The following is a 15,870-nucleotide window of genomic DNA, read 5'->3' on the forward strand; positions in this document are numbered from 1 at the left end:
TTCTTTAATTTGCTGACTTAGTATTTACATTGATTTATCTTAACTATATAATATGCACTGTGAATATAGTTTAGCAGGAGAAAGGAGAAAATTGGTGCGACAAAGAGTAGATCGTTTGCTTTCTCTGATGAAAGAAAGAGATATAGACGTTTACATAGTACCTTCCGAAGATTTTCACCAAAGCGAATACGTAGGCGAGTACTTTAAGGCGCGGGCATGGCTTTCGGGCTTTACCGGCAGTGCCGGCACGGTGGTCGCCACCGCCGAGGAAGTATGCCTGTGGACCGACGGCAGATATTTCCTGCAGGCGGAAGAACAGTTGAAGGACACGGGCATTGTGCTGCAAAAGATGGGCCAGCCCGATGTACCGACGATCCTTTCGTATGTCAAAGCGGCGCTTCCCGAAGGGGGCACGCTGGGCTTTGACGGCCGCGTGATTTCGGTCGCAGACGGCGCGGACTACGAAAAGATCGCAGAATCGAAGGCGGCCTCGATCGTCTACAATATGGACTTAATCGACGAGCTGTGGGAAGATCGCCCGGCTTTTTCCGAAAAGAAAGCCTTTTCTCTTCCCGTAGAGATCACCGGCGAATCGGCGGCGAGCAAGGTAGGCCGCGTACGCAAGGCGATAGACGAAAAGGACGCGGATACGCATATTCTCGCGTCTCTCGACGATATTTGCTGGCTGCTGAATATGCGCGGCGACGACGTATTGTACTCGCCCTTGGTCCTCAGCTATTGCGTGGTGGAGGCGGAGCGCGTCGTGCTCTTTGTGGATGCGGCGAAGCTCAACGACAAAATTTACGCGTCTTGGGAAGGGATAGACGTCGAAATCTTACCCTATAACGACGTGTACGCCTTTGTAGAGAATCTTTACGATCGCTCGATTCTCTTGGATCCGTCCAAGATGAACTACGCCCTCTACGAAAACATCCCCGCAGACAATGCGGTGATCGAATCGGCGAACCCGACGATTTTGATGAAGGCGATGAAAAACGACGTCGAGCTCGAGAATATGGCGATCGCCCACGTAAAAGACGGCGTGGCGTGGACCAAGTTTATGTACTGGATCAAACACCGCATCGGCAAAGAGACGATCACCGAAATCGACGCCTCCGACAAACTCGAGGCGTTTCGCAAGGAACAGGACGGCTATATGTGGCCTTCGTTTGCCCCCATCAGCGGCTATGCGGAACACGGCGCCATCGTACACTACGAAGCCGACAGCGAAAGCGACAAGACGCTCGAGCCGAAGGGATTGTATTTGTCCGACACGGGCGCGAACTTCCGCGAAGGCTCGACGGACATTACCCGTACTCTGGCACTGGGCGAGCTGACCGAAGAGGAGATCTTCCACTTTACGCTCGTCTTAAAGAGCCATATCGGCCTGGCGCGGGCGGTGTTCCCCTACGGCACGCACGGCTATGCCCTCGACGTGCTGGCGCGCAAGCCCTTCTGGGAAAACCACCTGAACTTCGACCACGGCACGGGCCACGGAATCGGGCAACTGCTGAATATTCACGAGGGTCCCACGGGATTCCGCTACAAGATCAATCCGGCAAAAGGCGAACACCATCAAATCGAGCCGGGCATGATTATCACCATTGAACCGGGCATTTATATTGCCGGAAAGCACGGCATTCGCACGGAAAACTGCATCGTAGTCAAAGAGACCGAGGCGAACGAGTACGGACAATTTATGTACTTCGAACCCATCACGCTGGTGCCCTTCGACATGGATGCGGTGGATGTCTCTATGCTGGATGCCGACGAAATCGCGTATCTTAACGCGTACAATCAACGGGTTTTCGACACGATCTCGCCCCACCTCGACGAGGACGAGCGGGAATGGTTGAAAGAATACACCAAAGAAATTTAGGAGGAAGAAATGAACACGAAAGTAAAAATGCCCTTCGGCTTTTATGTCGTGTCCCTGGGCTTCTCCATGGAGCGGTTTGCTTTTTATTCCGCGAAGTGGCTGATGACCGTAATGGTAGCCGCCGCCGTAGTGAACGGCGGTTTGGGATTGACCGATGCCGATGCGGCGAAGATGAGTGCAAACCTCGTCGCCATGACCTATATCGCACCGCTGTTCGGTGCCTATATCTCCGACCGATGGATCGGCGCACGGTACTTAATACCGGTGGGAATGTTTTTAATGGGCGTCGGCTATCTGATCGGATGGCAGGCGGATTCCGCATTGATGATCAATATAATGATTGCGGTGGTCTCCATCGGTACGGGGCTATTTAAGCCGCAGGCGAATGCCTTGACCGGTCGACTCTTCGACGATCCGAAGATCCTCGATACGGCATTTTCGACGCAATATTCTTTTGTTAATATTGGCTCGTTTATCGGGACCACGATCATCGGCGTCTTGGCGCTGAGCAAGGGCTACTCCTTTTGCTTCTTGGTCTGTGCCATTATGATGTTTGTCAATACCATCTGGTTTATCTTCGGATGGCGTTATTTGGGCGATGCGGGCAAGCGACCCTTTAAGGTCGACGAACGCGAGAGCGTGGCGGAGCAAAAAGAAGCGGCCGCTACGGTGAAAAAGCCCTTGACGGAAATGGAAAAGAAGAGAGTGGCTGCGATCATTTTGGTATCGGCGTTCTCGACGCTGTTCTGGCTGTTCTGGTACCTGGCCTATATGCCCGTGTACTTCCACTGGAGCGGGGACAACCCGGCGGCAAACTGGGTCATTTTCGGCTATGAAGTGCCCACCGCTTGGTTCGACTCCCTTAACGCCCTCTGCTGCATTACCTTCGGACCGATTCTCGGCGCCTTCTGGGCGCGCCGTGCCAGAAGTCCCCGGGGCGACTTCAATATGTTCCAAAAGACCTCTTTCGGTCTTTTGCTCTTGGGCCTCGCCTATATTATTTTTGCGGTGGCCGATATCGCCAGAGGCGACGGTCTCGCCAACTTGGGTTGGATTATCGCCTTCGGGATCGTACTTTCTTTGGGCGAAATGGTATTTTCTCCCTTGGGGAACTCCTTTATCTCGAAGTTCGCCCCGGCGCGTCTGCTCTCGGTGATGATGAGCGTTTGGACCCTGGCGATCTTTATCTCCGCCAAGACCTACGGCTATCTGTATGAGTTTACGTTACAGTTCCCCTTCGCACCGACCTACTTTATCATTGCCGCCATCGCCATTGTGGGGGGCATTATCCTCTATATGCTGAGCGGCCGACTGAACAAGCTGGTCAAGGAAGACGAATAATCGCATTTTCAGGAAAGGAGCATCAGTATGCATAAGGAACGAATCGAACGGGTCGTCGCGAGCATGAAAGAGGCGGGATATTCCCAAATCATCATCTCCGACCCGGTGGCCATCTTCTATCTGCTGGATCGTTGGATCCACCCCGGCGAAAGGATGCTCGTCCTCTATATCCACGAGGACGGCACCGCGAAGCTCGTCATCAACGAGCTCTTCCCCCAAGACGGGGACGTGGGCGTGGAACTCGTGTGGTATAACGACATCGAAGACGGGGTCGCTGTCCTTTCCGAACATATGAAAGACGGAGAAGTGATCGGCGTGGACAAGAACTGGCCTGCCCACTTCTTGCTCCGCTTGCAGGAGATCTTTCCGGATCGCAAGTACAAAAACGCCTCCCTTCTGGTGGATAAGATTCGCCAGATCAAAGACGAGGAAGAAAAGGAAATCATGCGCGAATCCTCCCGCATTTGCGATGCGGTGATGGAAGAGCTGATTCCCTGGGTGGTGAAGGGCCTAACCGAAAAGGAACTCGACGCCAAGACCCGCGAACTCTTTGCTGAACACGGCGTCACCGAAATGTCCTTTGACCCGATCACCGCCTATGGCAGGGGCGGTGCCGATCCCCACCACGTCACCGACGATTCCAAGGGAAAGCGCGGCGACAGCGTGGTGCTGGATATCGGCGGCTTTTACAAGAACTACGCCTCGGATATGACCCGCACGGTCTTTATCGGCGAAGTGTCCGATAAGGCGCGCGAAGTCTACGAGATCGTAAAAGAAGCGAATCTTCGGGGCATCGCCGCTGCTAAGCCCGGCAACCGCATGTGCGATGTGGACCTCGCCTGCCGCAACTATATCGAAGAGAAGGGGTACGGCAAGTACTTTACCCACCGCACCGGCCATTCCATCGGATTGGAAGACCACGAATACGGCGATGTGTCTTCGGTGAACGAAGAGATCATTCGCCCGGGCCAAGTCTTTTCGGTAGAGCCGGGGATCTATCTCCTGGACGAGGGGATCGGCGTACGGATCGAGGACTTGGTGATCGTCACCGAGGACGGCTGCGAGGTCTTAAACCATGTCACGAAAGACCTTATCGTCGTCGACGAGGAGGCGTAATATGGTTTCTGTGCGCGAAGGCCGCATGCCCTTTCGGGGTTTCGAAACCTATTACCGCATCGCGAATCCCGCGGGCAAAAAAGCGCCCTTGGTGCTGCTGCACGGGGGACCGGGCTCGACCCACAACTATTTCGAGGGATTCGACAAAATCGCCGAGACACTGGACCGGCCCATTGTGATGTACGACCAGATCGGTTGCGGCGAATCCGCCACGCCAGGGCATACGGAACTCTATACCGCCGAGGTGTGGATGGACGAGCTCGACGCCCTCAGGGAACACCTCTCGCTGGACAAAGTGCACCTCTTGGGGCAGTCCTGGGGCGGTATGCTCGCCATCAGCTATATGATCGAGAGAAAGCCCGCGGGCGTACTCTCGGTCGCCCTCGCCTCGACCCTGCACGCCGCGGAGGTTTGGAAGCAGGAACAGTACCGGCGCATCGAGCACTATATGGCGCCGGAGGATCTGTCGGTGTTTCATACCGCCGAAAAGACGGGAAACTACGACGATCCCGCCTATCTCGACGCACTGGACCGCTTTATGGACCTCTTCTGCGGGCCCACGGTGACGGACAATGCCCCCGAATACCTCAAACGCGAAAAGAAAAACAGCGGCGAGGTGTATATCACCGGCTGGGGCGCCAATGAGTTCAGCCCCACCGGCACGCTCTCGGGCTACGATTACCGGGGACGGCTCCACGAGATCGACGCCCCGGTGCTCATCACCAGCGGGCAGATGGACCTCTCCAGTCCCTATATCTCCAAGAGTATGCACGACGAGATCGAAGGCTCCCGTTGGGAACTGTTCCCCTACTCCCGCCATATGGCATTTGTGGAGGAAGAGGCGCGCTATTTCGAAGTGCTCGCCGACTGGCTGAAAGATTTTGCGTAAATAAAAAAGACCGCGATTGCGGTCTTTTTTTGTGTGCAAAATTTTAAGAAAAATCCGGTTCCCGAAGAAACGGCGTGTAAATCAGAAAGCGGTAGCGCCTTAGCCGGCTACGACCTTTACATAGAATGTGCGGGTGCGCGGGCCGTCGAATTCGCAAAAGTAGATGCCCTGCCAGGTGCCGAGCAAAAGCCGCCCCTCTGTAATCATTACGAGTTCCGAGGCGCCCACCAAGCTCGATTTAATATGGGCACAGGAATTGCCCTCTCCATGCAGGAAATCCGCTTGATGGGGCAGATATCTCGCCAGACCGGTCAAGATATCCCGCTGCACATCGGGATCGGCATTTTCGTTGATGGTGATCGCAGCGGTGGTATGGGGGCAAAAGATAAGGCAATATCCCTCTCGGCAGCCGCTCTCATCGACGCAATCTGCGACTTTGCGCGTGATGTCTATCATCTCTTCGGATTCGGTGGGAAGGGAAAAACGTTTCAGCATATCAGTTCCTTTCGCATAGATACATGAATCGGGGTTGGTGTCGATTATAGATAGTATAGCATTACAGAGCGATCTCTTTTAATCCCCATGGCGACGGTGCGATGAGCGATGCGCGCCGCCTGTTCGAGATTGTGGGTGACAAAGAGAATGCTGTGGCGAGCGGAGAGGTCTTGGATCAGTTCCTCGATAATGCGGGTATTGGCGGGATCCAAAGAGGCCGAGGGTTCGTCCAACAAGAGCACATCGGGCGCCGTGGCGAGGGCGCGGGCGATACAGAGGCGCTGTTTTTGCCCGCCGGAAAGGGAGGCGGCGGGGAGCCGGAGCTTGTCTTTGACCTCGTCGAATAGCCCCACGCGGCGCAGCAGTTCTTCAGTTTTTTCCGCGCGATCGAGCGCGCCGTAGTAGTCGAGGACATAGTGGATGTTTTTTTCGATGCTCAAGGGAAAGGGGCGGGCGTCTTGAAAGACGGTGCAGATGCGCTTTCGCAATTCGCCGTCGGAGAAGGTGACGGTATCGACGCCGTTGAGGCGGATTTCGCCGCGAAAACTTCCGCCTTTGTCGAGGATAAAGCGATTGATGCAGTTTAAGAAGGTGGACTTGCCGCCCCCGGAGGGCCCGACGAGAGAGACGATTTCGTTGTTTGCGATGACGAGGTTGCGGTCTTCAAAGACGATGCGGTCGCCATACGCTGCGGTGAGATGTTTAATTTCCAGCACGATGTTTTCCCCACTTTCCGACGAGCAGATAGGACAGATAATTTACGAGGACGAGCAGAAGGATGAGCACAAAGGCGGTGCCATAGGCGTTTTCGGTAGAAATGCCTTGGGTAAGGAGCATATGCAGGTGAAAGGGAAGGGTCATAATCGGATCGGTCAGATGCTTCGGCGTCTTGGCGACGAGCACCGCGCCCGTCAAAATTACCGGTGCGGTGGCGCCCATCACATAGGCGCCGGCGACGAGTACCGCGGAGAGGATGTCCGGTAGCGCCATGGGGAGCAGAAGCCGAAAGACGGTGTATTCTTTCGCGATCCCCAACCCCTCGGAATCGGCGGCGATTCGCGGGTCGATCTCTTCGAAGATCTTTTCGGTGTGGATTTCGATATAGGGAAACGCCATGGTGGCGAGGGTGAGGCTTACGCTTAACAGCGAGCGCTGTATGCCGAAAAAGACGATAAATACGCCGTAGCCGAAGAGGCCGAAGAGGATCGAGGGCAGGCCCGCGATATTTTTGGTGATGAAGCGGATGGTGCCCTTTAGCCAGGATTTTTGAGAAAAGAACGCCGTATAGATCGCCGTAAGTACGGCGAAAATCGCCGAGATCGATAGGGCGAGCAGCATCGAGAACAGGCTTCCCATAATGGCGGGAAAGACGCCCCCTTCGGTGCCTTGGGGGATGCCCGCAGGTCCCGCGGTCAGAAATTCCCAATCCACCACGGCGATACCCTTTGCGGCGATAAAGCCGACGACAAAGAGTACCGCGGCGCAGGTGAGAAAAAAGGCAAAGAAGATAAGTGCTTTTGTGATGGCGTCTTTACATTTCATGGGAAACACTTCGCTTTCGTATGTGCTCTACGAGGAGATTGACGGCGCCGATGGCGATAAGGAGCACCAGCCCCGATGCGAACAGGGCGCTGTAATGGGTGCTGCCCACCTCCGCCATGCCCATCTCGAGGGCGATCAGCCCGGGTATGGTTTCGGCTTTTCCGAGCAAAGTCGGAAAAATGGGCGCGTTTCCGATCACCATCATCACCGCCATGGTCTCGCCGATCACCCGCGAGAAGGCGAGGATCGTGCCGATGGCGATGGAGCGCCCCAAAGCGGGGAGGGCGACGGCGCGGATAAAATATTCCGTACTGATGCCCAGTGCCTCGGAATCGGCGCGGTGGCGTTCGATCATCATGCGGGCGGAATCGGCGACGGCGTTAACGATAAAGGGAATGATCATCGCCGAGACCACCAACCCGCCGGCGAGGATGCTTTCGCCGCCGGAAAGATGGAGGCCGCGCTCGATGCCCTTTACCACGACCATAAGGCCGATAAAGCCCATAATTACCGAAGGGATGCCGGCGAGAATACCGATCAGGCGGAGCGCCGGTGCCCGGAGCCTTTGCGGCAGATAAAAGCGGACACAGAGCGCCGTTCCCAAACTGACGGGGAGGGCGATGGCAATGGCGATGCCGAAGATATAGAGCGATGCGGCTATCAGATTGAACACGCTGTAACTCGGCGTATTGCCCGTGGGGCGCCACTTGCCCGGGGCGAGGAGGGCAAAGGCGCCTTCTTCTGTGAGGAAGGGCAAGCTTTCTTTGAGGATAAAGAGAATGACAGAGAGCATCGCCGCCGCCGAGAGCAGGGCGACGACGGCGCTTATCGATTTAAGGGGCGCGTAGTTTTTCGGGGCGTTGGGTGTAGCGGACACGGCTTACCTCCTGAAAAAAGGGGCCCTCAGACAGCGCCGAGAGCCCGTTGGGGTTATGGAATCGGTACGAATCCCATTTCTTTGATCGTTTCCGTTCCCTTATCGGACTGCAGATAGTCGATAAAGGCCTGTTCGGATGCGGTCGGCTCGCCGGATCGAATGGCGATCAGCGGGCGAGAAATGATATAGCTTTCGTCCAAGATATTGGCTTCTGTGGGCGAGACGCCGTCGACGTCCATGGGGATCAGCTTGCCCTCATTTTGTCCCACCATACCATAGGAAGCGTAGCCGATGGCGTTGGGGTTTTCGATGATCTTGGTGACCAATGCGCCCATCGACGGAGCTTGAATGGCGGATTCGGTGACTTCGGTTTCGCCCATAATCTTCTTTTGGAACACCTCGTGGACGCCGCCCGAAAGGTCGCGGGTTACCACGACGATGTCCGTATCGGGAAGAGAAGCGTCGATGTCGCTCCATTTTTTGTATTCGCCCGAGAAGATTTTTACGATTTCGTCCTTGGTGAGATTTTTGTTCTTCAGCTCGACGATGGGGTTTTCGGGGTTTACGGAAATCGTAAGCGCGTCGATCCCCAGCTTATATTCCTTGAGATCTTCTAGATTTTCCCGCTCCTCGTCCTTCAATTCGCGGGCGATCATGCCGAAGTCGCTGGTGCCGTCCAATACGGACTTGACCCCCGCGCCCGATCCGCCGGCGGAAACATAGATCGAGATATTGTCCTTCGGCATATCGGATTTTACCTTGTCCCAGGTTTCGTACTCTTCGATAAAGTCGGTGGAAATCGCCGAGATCACCGGCGCCAGGGTAGACGAGCCGTTAAAGGTGAATTGCGCCTTAAATTCGTCGTCCGTTTTTGCGGCTTCCTTCTCGGGTTTGGCTTCTTCGGTTTGTTCCGCTTGGTTTGCGTTGGCTGAATTATTCGCCTTCGCATCGTCTGCCTTGGGGCCACAGGCGGTTAAGAGCAGCACGGAAAGCAGCGTCAGAGAAGCGAGCTTCATCCACAAATTGTTCTTTTTCATAAATGTCCAATCCTCCTTATTGATTTGCCCCGATTACATCATAGAATTTAACATAGCTTAACATTCTTTACTCAGCCTAGATTCGATAAAAGATTACATCATTAAAAAAGCGGTTTATTTGGAATATAATAAACCGCTTAAAAATATTAAATCAATAGATAGATTGGATTCAATATTATTTATTATACAGACTTAGAACGGCATCGATTCCAATAATCAACTACAAAGAAACCTGCAATATATGGCATTGGTGGGAAATATTTGGGTGGATTCATTAACAATTGGAGTGCCATCTGCACATTAAGTTTAGCTAGAATATAAATGGTAATTATGATGAGAATAAAGATTCCACCCAATAAGCCTCTAAACCGTTCAGGAATGCTTTCGATGAAAAGATATGAGATTATCCCCATAACTAAAAGTATTAACCATCTATAAGCTTGCGCGTCGGCAAAAACAACCTTACCTTCGTAAGAAAGATTTATCCAGTTAGGCTCAATCAAGTTCGCAATCCATGATATTGCAAATAATATGAGTAGAAATAAGATGCTGTTCCATTTTTTCATAATCCATCTCTTTTCTCATGATCTTATAAAGGGAGCTTTGGCGAATTCCTTAACCATTACTATGATATGCGTTAACTGGTAACACTAAGTCCCACGAGCTCGATCCACGACGAATATGAATGGAGGATTTCCCTCCCATAAGCCCGGAAGCATTACCATTTATAGGGGTGGTAAAATTCGTATATTTAATCGTTTTTACCGGATTTACATACCAAGTTTTTATTTGGTTAGTTACAGGAGAACCATTATAATAATTCACACCATTACAGATGCCGGTTATTTGGGCATTTGAAAGGACGAAACTAGAATCCTCTTTACGCCAGTTCGCTTCTACGCTTTTTAGCAGGTAGCCACCATTCGAATATCCATAACTAATTTTGACCCACGCCTTCAAACCGCCAGTAGAATCCCATTTTATATCTTGTAGGGTGCCCGTATTGCCAAAATTCTGTGGGGTAACTTCATACATATATTCTTTGGTTAATAGAGAACCTTCAGAAATTAAGGGAATAGTTTTCCTATTGGCATTACGCAAGGTAACATCAATCGGAGATAGTTCTATTATTTTTCCTTCTTCTCCAATCAAATATGCCTTATCAACATTAGTTTCTTGTGCATGACTAAAAGAAACAGGGAACAAAATCGAAAAGACAAGAAGTATTAGCAAAGTAATTTTTTTCATAATTAGCCTCCTTTCATATCGACAACGCATATTGTATTTATTATCTACATTCTTATACCGAGCAAAATTAAATGTAGTCATTAAGAATACTCCTCACTGATATGTTTTTATATATTATACATAATACTAAAAATGGTGTCAACTAATTTCCTAAATTAACTGGTAGAATACTAATTGTATAAGAATGAGGGTTGTAAAAAAAATCACAACCCCCTACAATAGAGGTGGTAGTATTCGAAGGAAACTATACACTTATTTCTATTACTTAAATATTTCGATGTAGAGCTTCAGTATTGCACTCCTACGAGGTGATAACCATGAAAAAACTCGGCATCATCGGCGCCGGCAAGGTCGGCGTCAGTCTGGGGATCGGACTGTTCTCGTCCGGCCCCCTGCGCGTCTCGGGCTATTATAGCCGGAGCGAAAAAAGCGCCCGTTACGGGGCGCAGCGGACGAATACGAAGGTATATGCGTCCCTAGAGGAGTTGATCCGCGATGCGGATGTGATTCTCTTTGCCACGCCGGACGACGCGATGGAAGCGTTGTGGCGGCAGTGCCTACAATTTAATATTTCGGGGAAGATCTTCTGCCATACCGCCGGCAGTCTGTCTTCTTCTCTTTTCTTCGATCGTACTACCAAAGACGTATCCGCCTGTTCTCTGCACCCGGTGCTCGCCATTTCGAGCCGGGAGGAAGGCCATCGCGACTTGGGCAGTGCGTTTTTTACGTTAGAGGGCGATGCGGCGGCGGTGGAGGTATTTCGCCGCGCTCTCAACGACCGCGACATTTCGTATAAGGTGATGGAAACGTGGGACAAGGCGGGCTATCACTTGGCGACGGCCGCGATGAGCAATCTCGTGGTGGCGCTGGGAAAGATGGCGACCGATCTCTTGGCGCCCTATGGGTTTTCGGAAGACGAGGCGATGACGGCGCTTGCGCCGCTTGCCACGCACAATATGGAAAACCTCGTGAAAAAGGGACCCGCGGCGGCACTCACCGGACCGGTGGAGCGCAACGACCTATCTACGGTGCGCCGCCATCTCGCGGTGCTCGACGACGCGGATTCTGCAGATCGCTTATACCGGGCGGCGAGTGAGGTGCTCACCCGAATCGCCGAAACGAAGCATCCCGAAAGGAATTACGAACCGATGCGCAAATTGTTGAAAGGAGAAGACCGTTGAAAAAAGTTACCGTCAGTACATTTCAGGAAGCGAAGGAAAAGGGCGAAAAGCTGACTATGCTCACCGCCTACGACTACACCACGGCAAAGCTGGTGGACGAAGCGGGCGTCGACTCGATTCTCGTGGGCGACAGCCTGGGGATGACGATGCTGGGTTACGAAAACACGCTGCCCGTTACGGTGGATGATATGATTCATCACAGTGCCGCCGTGGCGCGGGGGGCGAAGCGACTGTTTATCGTCTGCGATATGCCCTTTTTGTCGTACAGCACGGGAATCCGCGACAGTGTGATGAATGCGGGTCGCATGATTCAAGAGGGCATGGCCCATGCGGTAAAGCTCGAAGGGGGCGTCGAAGTGGCGGAGATTATCCGCGCGATTGTAGACGCCAAGATCCCGGTATGCGCCCATATCGGCCTTACGCCGCAGTCGATCAACGCCTTGGGCGGCTTTAAGGTACAGGGCAAGACCGACGATACGGTAAAGAAGTTGATCGCCGATGCCAAGGCGGTGGAAGAAGCCGGCGCCTTTGCCGTGGTATTAGAATGCGTACCGGCGCCTTTGGCGAAGAAGATCACCGAGATACTCTCGATTCCCACCATCGGGATCGGCGCGGGCGCGGACTGCGACGGTCAGGTGTTGGTGTATCAGGATATGCTCGGTATGTACGACGATTTTACGCCGAAGTTCGTCAAACACTTTGCGCAGGTGGGCGAGGCGATGAAGGAAGGATTTTCCGCCTATGACCGGGCGGTAAAGGCAGGCGAGTTTCCCACAAAGGAACACGAATTCGCCATGGACGAAGATCTATTGAAAGGGATTTAACGGAATATGGAAATTATACGCAGTCTGGAAGAAATGAAACGCATCGCCGCCGGCGTCTCCGCAGACAAGAGCCTGGGCATGGTGCCGACGATGGGTGCACTGCACGAAGGGCACGGTTCGCTGATCAAAAAATGCCGCGCCGAAAACGATACGGTGGTCGTGTCGGTGTTTGTAAACCCGATCCAGTTCGGACCGGGGGAAGATTACGAGGCCTACCCGCGGGATTTGGAGGCGGACGCCGCCTTTTGCGAATCGCTGGGGGTGGACTATCTCTTTCACCCCGACGAATCGGAGATGTATCCCGCACACTTCGGCTTTCGTGTGGTGCCGTCCGCGTCGATGATCCGCATTCTCTGCGGCATCACCCGGCCCGATCACTTTCAGGGCGTGGCGACGGTGCTCACCAAGTTCTTCTCGCTGATCCGCCCGGACCGCGCGTACTTCGGCCAAAAGGACGTGCAGCAGCTCGCCATCGTAGAGGCGATGGTGTCGGATCTGAATCTGGGCACGACGATCGTGCCCTGTCCCATCATCCGCGAGGCCGACGGGTTGGCGAAGAGCAGCCGCAACAGCTATCTTTCGGCAGAAGAGCGGGACGCCGCAACGGTGCTAAGCCGCTCCATCCGCATGGCGCTCGATGCGAAAAAAGCCGGCGAGCGCAATGTGGAGGCGCTGAAAAAAATCGTGGTGGAGGAGATCGAAAAGGAACCCTTTGCCAAGATCGACTATGTGGAGATCTTGCGTTTTCCGCATTTTGAACGAGACGAGACCGTAGGCGAGGACAGCTTTATCGCCATGGCGGTCTATATCGGCAACACCCGCCTGATCGACAACGCGTTTTTCTCAGAGGCGTAAACGAAATCGACGGACACAGAAAAAGAGGCCCCGAAGGATTTCGGAGCCTCTTTATTTTATTTGGAGGAACCTTTGGGGGAAGGCTGGTTCTTTTGGTTTAGGCCGCAACAATCCAATTTGCCTTCGCCGAAGTTCTTTTTGTTGTCCTGTCCCATTTTTTCCAGTTTCTTGTCGATCTTTTTCTTCATATCGTCGAAGAATTTCAAGATCATCCGACCTTTCTAATCATCCTGTTCCAAAACCGATCGCCAGTGGGCGAGGTGGCTCTTTTCTTCCTCCGGCAGTTCCGGGTATTTCGGGTCCATATCCTCGAGAACGCGGACGAAGATCTCGGAGACCAGATAGCGACTAAACCACTTATGATTCGCAGGAATCACATACCACGGGGCGTTTTCCGTAGAGGTATTGCTCAAGAGGTCTTCATACGCTTTTTGGTATTCGCCCCAGTACTCTCTCTCGCTGACGTCGGATTCGGTAAACTTCCAGTTCTTGTCTTCCCGGTCAATGCGCGAAAGCAGGCGTTTTTTCTGCTCGTCTTTCGACATATGCAGGAAGAATTTGACGACGCGAAATCCGTTGTGGTGAAGATACGCTTCGAAGTTGCGGATCTCCTCAAACCGGCGCTCCCAAATGTGGTCGTCGACGAGATTTTGGGGGATCTGCTGTACCGCGAGTAAATTATGCACGCGGGTCACCAGAACGTCTTCATAGTGAGAGCGATTAAAGATGCCGATATTGCCCCGGCGGGGAAGTGCCTGCACCACGCGCCAGAGGTAATCGTGGTCCAATTCCTCTTCGGTGGGTTGTTTAAAGGGGGTCACCTGCGTTCCCTGGGGGTTTAAGGCGGTGAAGACGTGTTTGATCAGGCCGTCTTTGCCTGCGGCGTCCATAGCCTGCAACACGACGACGATGCCCCGGCGGTTTTCCGCATAGAGCGCGCCCTGAAGTTCTGCCATGCGCGCGAGGTTTTTCGGCATCAATTCGTTTTCGACTTCTTTTCTTTTGAGGCCCGCCTTGTCCGAGGGATCGTAGTCCCGCATACGGGCATTGCACTTTCGGTCGATTTTATATTTTTCTATTTTCATCGTAACTCACCGTCCTTTTGGGTATATACGCCAATATGAATCGTTTCAAACAGTAACGGAATATAATGGGAGGATACTATGGGAAAGAGATTAACCAGAAGCACGACAGACAGAGTATTTGCAGGGGTTTGCGGTGGCATTGCCGAGTACTTCGGCATCGACTCGAATTTAGTACGGATTTTGTGGGTGTTGTTCGCCTTGGGCGGCGGCAGCGGGCTATTGGTCTACATTCTCTGCGCGGTGTTGATCCCCGAAGAGCCTAGCTGGTAGGAAACAGGTTGGCGAGCGCTTCGCGGACGTCTCGGTTTTCGGGGTCGTTTGCGAGGAGGGCGCGCAGTTTTTGTTCCGCGGCCACTTCGTCGCCTTGGGCGGCGTCGGTCTCCGCTTCCCGCACGATGCGCCGGGTGATGGTCTGCATCATCGCCTCGGCGTTTAGGTAGTTTTGGTGATCGGCGGGTTCGACCTTCATATAATACGCATACGCGGGAATCCAATCACCGGCTCGACTCAGTTCGAGCCCTTTTTTATAATTCGCCTCGGAGGTCTTGAGGCTCGCCAGCTCCTCGTGTTTGAGCGCCATATCCACATTGTCGACGGTGGGGGGCAGGGTGGCGTAAATGCTCTCCGCCTCCTCGTAGCGCCCCATGGCAATTAAGTCCTGGGCGCGCTTGTAGTTGCGACTGATGTGGATTTTGTGGTAGATGCGGAAGGAAAAAAAGCTGAAAAATACGATGCCCAGAGCGATGGCGAGAAAGACTAAAATCCGCCGTCGCTTGGGAACGGGTTTTTCGTCGGCTAAAAGACCGCGCTCGGTGTCGATTTCTGTCAAAGGGCGTATGGGCATGGTGTGCAGGGTTTCGCTCGCCCGCTGTGCCAGGTCGCGGTCCCGGGAGATATACATTTTATAGAGCTTTTTGTTCACCTGCCGCTCTGTCATGGCGGAGAGGATAAAGTCTCGGGAGCGGTGGCAGAACCGGCAGTTTTCGTCGTCCTCTCCGTTGGTAAAGCCGCAGATACAGCGCCAATAGGGGTTGTAGCGGCCGCCGTAGGTATAGAAGTCGGGGCCGAAGAGCTTTTGCAGCTTTTCCATCTTTTCGGTGGGGATAATGGGCACGGTCTGGTAGTGTTCGTCCTTGCCGTCGTAGTATTTTCTCGTGGCGTCGTCGAAGTGGACTTCGGCGATGCGGATGCGCACGCCCCGCGCGGTGTGATGGCGCTCGTCGAGGATCCAGTTGGGCAGATAGGAGAGGGTCTTGGGCGGAATTTTGAGATCCGGGTAGTCGTGGCGGAAGACCGTCTCGTCGAAAATGAGTTTGTCGAAGGCGTTGATAAACATAACTTCGAGCTTGATCGCCTCGATCGTCTTGGACGTATTGTTGATGACGTCGACGACGAGGGCAAATCCCGTGTCCGCCTGGGCGAGATAGGCGTTGGTGACCTGGACTTCGTTGTGGGCGCGCAGGCGCACTTTGGTCGATATGGTTCGCATGCTAACCTCCTT

The 15,870-nt window shown here is 53.3% G+C and carries 18 protein-coding genes; 8 read left to right on the forward strand and 10 right to left on the reverse strand.

Annotation, left to right across the window (positions count from 1 at the left end; translation table 11 throughout):
- Nucleotides 1-94: 94 nt before the first annotated feature.
- Genes EL294_RS01385 through pepI form a run of 4 tightly spaced genes read left to right on the forward strand, consistent with a single transcriptional unit; the run spans nt 95 to nt 5,225 of the window.
- Nucleotides 95-1,879: an aminopeptidase P family protein gene (locus EL294_RS01385; protein WP_197721095.1), complete on the forward strand. Its 1,785-nt coding sequence runs from the start codon at nt 95-97 to the stop codon at nt 1,877-1,879.
- 9 nt (nt 1,880-1,888) lie between these two features.
- On the forward strand, nt 1,889-3,220 hold the full coding sequence (locus EL294_RS01390) for a peptide MFS transporter (protein WP_126464751.1): 1,332 nt from the start codon (nt 1,889-1,891) through the stop codon (nt 3,218-3,220).
- 27 nt (nt 3,221-3,247) lie between these two features.
- Nucleotides 3,248-4,336 carry a M24 family metallopeptidase gene (locus tag EL294_RS01395; RefSeq protein WP_126464752.1) on the forward strand — a complete coding sequence of 363 codons (1,089 nt, stop codon included), beginning with the start codon at nt 3,248-3,250 and terminating at the stop codon, nt 4,334-4,336.
- A 1-nt stretch (nt 4,337) separates the two neighbouring features.
- Entirely contained in the window at nt 4,338-5,225 is an 888-nt protein-coding gene (gene pepI, locus EL294_RS01400; RefSeq protein WP_126464753.1) for a proline iminopeptidase, read from the forward strand.
- Between the two features lie 99 nt (nt 5,226-5,324).
- On the opposite strand, the gene EL294_RS01405 is transcribed toward pepI, so the two are convergent.
- The 7 genes from EL294_RS01405 to EL294_RS01435 form a co-directional block, all read right to left on the reverse strand.
- Complete coding sequence (locus EL294_RS01405) at nt 5,325-5,720, reverse strand: secondary thiamine-phosphate synthase enzyme YjbQ (protein WP_126464754.1); 396 nt, start codon at nt 5,718-5,720, stop codon at nt 5,325-5,327.
- 44 nt (nt 5,721-5,764) lie between these two features.
- Nucleotides 5,765-6,436 carry a phosphate ABC transporter ATP-binding protein gene (locus tag EL294_RS01410; RefSeq protein ID WP_164715172.1) on the reverse strand — a complete coding sequence of 224 codons (672 nt, stop codon included), beginning with the start codon at nt 6,434-6,436 and terminating at the stop codon, nt 5,765-5,767.
- Entirely contained in the window at nt 6,423-7,262 is an 840-nt protein-coding gene (locus EL294_RS01415; RefSeq protein WP_126464756.1) for a PstA family ABC transporter permease, read from the reverse strand. The genes EL294_RS01410 and EL294_RS01415 overlap by 14 nt, the downstream gene beginning before the upstream one ends.
- A complete protein-coding gene (locus EL294_RS01420; RefSeq protein ID WP_126464757.1) occupies nt 7,252-8,139 on the reverse strand; it encodes a PstC family ABC transporter permease in 888 nt (295 codons plus the stop codon). Before EL294_RS01420 ends, EL294_RS01415 begins: the two co-directional genes overlap by 11 nt.
- A gap of 53 nt (nt 8,140-8,192) precedes the next feature.
- Nucleotides 8,193-9,176, reverse strand: a complete 984-nt coding sequence (locus EL294_RS01425) for a phosphate ABC transporter substrate-binding protein (RefSeq protein WP_232006490.1) — start codon at nt 9,174-9,176, stop codon at nt 8,193-8,195.
- Nucleotides 9,177-9,358: 182 nt separating this feature from the next.
- Nucleotides 9,359-9,742 (reverse strand): hypothetical protein, encoded by a 384-nt coding sequence (locus EL294_RS01430; RefSeq protein ID WP_126464758.1) that lies wholly within the window; start codon nt 9,740-9,742, stop codon nt 9,359-9,361.
- A gap of 49 nt (nt 9,743-9,791) precedes the next feature.
- Entirely contained in the window at nt 9,792-10,424 is a 633-nt protein-coding gene (locus EL294_RS01435; protein WP_126464759.1) for a hypothetical protein, read from the reverse strand.
- Nucleotides 10,425-10,741: 317 nt separating this feature from the next.
- Between EL294_RS01435 and EL294_RS01440 the strand changes: the two genes are divergently transcribed.
- Genes EL294_RS01440 through panC form a run of 3 tightly spaced genes read left to right on the forward strand, consistent with a single transcriptional unit; the run spans nt 10,742 to nt 13,284 of the window.
- Nucleotides 10,742-11,605, forward strand: coding sequence for a Rossmann-like and DUF2520 domain-containing protein (locus EL294_RS01440; protein ID WP_126464760.1), 864 nt, complete (start codon nt 10,742-10,744; stop codon nt 11,603-11,605).
- Nucleotides 11,602-12,429: a 3-methyl-2-oxobutanoate hydroxymethyltransferase gene (panB, locus tag EL294_RS01445; RefSeq protein WP_126464761.1), complete on the forward strand. Its 828-nt coding sequence runs from the start codon at nt 11,602-11,604 to the stop codon at nt 12,427-12,429. The genes EL294_RS01440 and panB overlap by 4 nt, the downstream gene beginning before the upstream one ends.
- 6 nt (nt 12,430-12,435) lie before the next feature.
- Nucleotides 12,436-13,284 (forward strand): pantoate--beta-alanine ligase, encoded by an 849-nt coding sequence (gene panC, locus EL294_RS01450; RefSeq protein ID WP_126464762.1) that lies wholly within the window; start codon nt 12,436-12,438, stop codon nt 13,282-13,284.
- 56 nt (nt 13,285-13,340) lie between these two features.
- Here panC and EL294_RS07875 read toward each other — a convergent pair whose 3' ends face one another.
- Nucleotides 13,341-13,496, reverse strand: coding sequence for an LDCC motif putative metal-binding protein (locus EL294_RS07875; RefSeq protein ID WP_164715144.1), 156 nt, complete (start codon nt 13,494-13,496; stop codon nt 13,341-13,343).
- A 9-nt stretch (nt 13,497-13,505) separates the two neighbouring features.
- The gene (locus EL294_RS01455) at nt 13,506-14,369 is read right to left on the reverse strand and encodes a polyphosphate kinase 2 family protein (protein ID WP_126464763.1); all 864 of its coding nucleotides are present in this window, start codon (nt 14,367-14,369) and stop codon (nt 13,506-13,508) included.
- Between the two features lie 78 nt (nt 14,370-14,447).
- Here EL294_RS01455 and EL294_RS01460 point away from each other — a divergent pair, with 78 nt between their 5' ends.
- Nucleotides 14,448-14,639, forward strand: a complete 192-nt coding sequence (locus EL294_RS01460; protein WP_126464764.1) for a PspC domain-containing protein — start codon at nt 14,448-14,450, stop codon at nt 14,637-14,639.
- On the opposite strand, the gene EL294_RS01465 is transcribed toward EL294_RS01460, so the two are convergent.
- The gene (locus tag EL294_RS01465) at nt 14,629-15,858 is read right to left on the reverse strand and encodes a tetratricopeptide repeat protein (RefSeq protein WP_126464765.1); all 1,230 of its coding nucleotides are present in this window, start codon (nt 15,856-15,858) and stop codon (nt 14,629-14,631) included. The two genes, EL294_RS01460 and EL294_RS01465, sit on opposite strands and share 11 nt — an antisense overlap.
- Between the last annotated feature and the right edge of the window lie 12 nt (nt 15,859-15,870).

Origin of the sequence: Aedoeadaptatus ivorii (assembly GCF_900638585.1) — a bacterium.
Lineage (GTDB): Bacteria > Bacillota > Clostridia > Tissierellales > Peptoniphilaceae > Aedoeadaptatus > Aedoeadaptatus ivorii.

Excerpts from the sequence above, each read along its gene's own strand:
- EL294_RS01390 (WP_126464751.1), top strand. The coding sequence starts at position 1,889 with ATGAACACGAAAGTAAAAATGCCCTTCGGCTTTTATGTCGTGTCCCTG.
- EL294_RS01395 (WP_126464752.1), top strand. The coding sequence starts at position 3,248 with ATGCATAAGGAACGAATCGAACGGGTCGTCGCGAGCATGAAAGAGGCG.
- pepI (WP_126464753.1), top strand. The coding sequence starts at position 4,338 with ATGGTTTCTGTGCGCGAAGGCCGCATGCCCTTTCGGGGTTTCGAAACC.
- EL294_RS01405 (WP_126464754.1), bottom strand. The coding sequence starts at position 5,720 with ATGCTGAAACGTTTTTCCCTTCCCACCGAATCCGAAGAGATGATAGAC.
- EL294_RS01415 (WP_126464756.1), bottom strand. The coding sequence starts at position 7,262 with ATGAAATGTAAAGACGCCATCACAAAAGCACTTATCTTCTTTGCCTTT.
- EL294_RS01425 (WP_232006490.1), bottom strand. The coding sequence starts at position 9,176 with ATGAAAAAGAACAATTTGTGGATGAAGCTCGCTTCTCTGACGCTGCTT.
- EL294_RS01430 (WP_126464758.1), bottom strand. The coding sequence starts at position 9,742 with ATGAAAAAATGGAACAGCATCTTATTTCTACTCATATTATTTGCAATA.
- EL294_RS01435 (WP_126464759.1), bottom strand. The coding sequence starts at position 10,424 with ATGAAAAAAATTACTTTGCTAATACTTCTTGTCTTTTCGATTTTGTTC.
- EL294_RS01440 (WP_126464760.1), top strand. The coding sequence starts at position 10,742 with ATGAAAAAACTCGGCATCATCGGCGCCGGCAAGGTCGGCGTCAGTCTG.
- panC (WP_126464762.1), top strand. The coding sequence starts at position 12,436 with ATGGAAATTATACGCAGTCTGGAAGAAATGAAACGCATCGCCGCCGGC.
- EL294_RS07875 (WP_164715144.1), bottom strand. The coding sequence starts at position 13,496 with ATGATCTTGAAATTCTTCGACGATATGAAGAAAAAGATCGACAAGAAA.
- EL294_RS01455 (WP_126464763.1), bottom strand. The coding sequence starts at position 14,369 with ATGAAAATAGAAAAATATAAAATCGACCGAAAGTGCAATGCCCGTATG.
- EL294_RS01460 (WP_126464764.1), top strand. The coding sequence starts at position 14,448 with ATGGGAAAGAGATTAACCAGAAGCACGACAGACAGAGTATTTGCAGGG.
- EL294_RS01465 (WP_126464765.1), bottom strand. The coding sequence starts at position 15,858 with ATGCGAACCATATCGACCAAAGTGCGCCTGCGCGCCCACAACGAAGTC.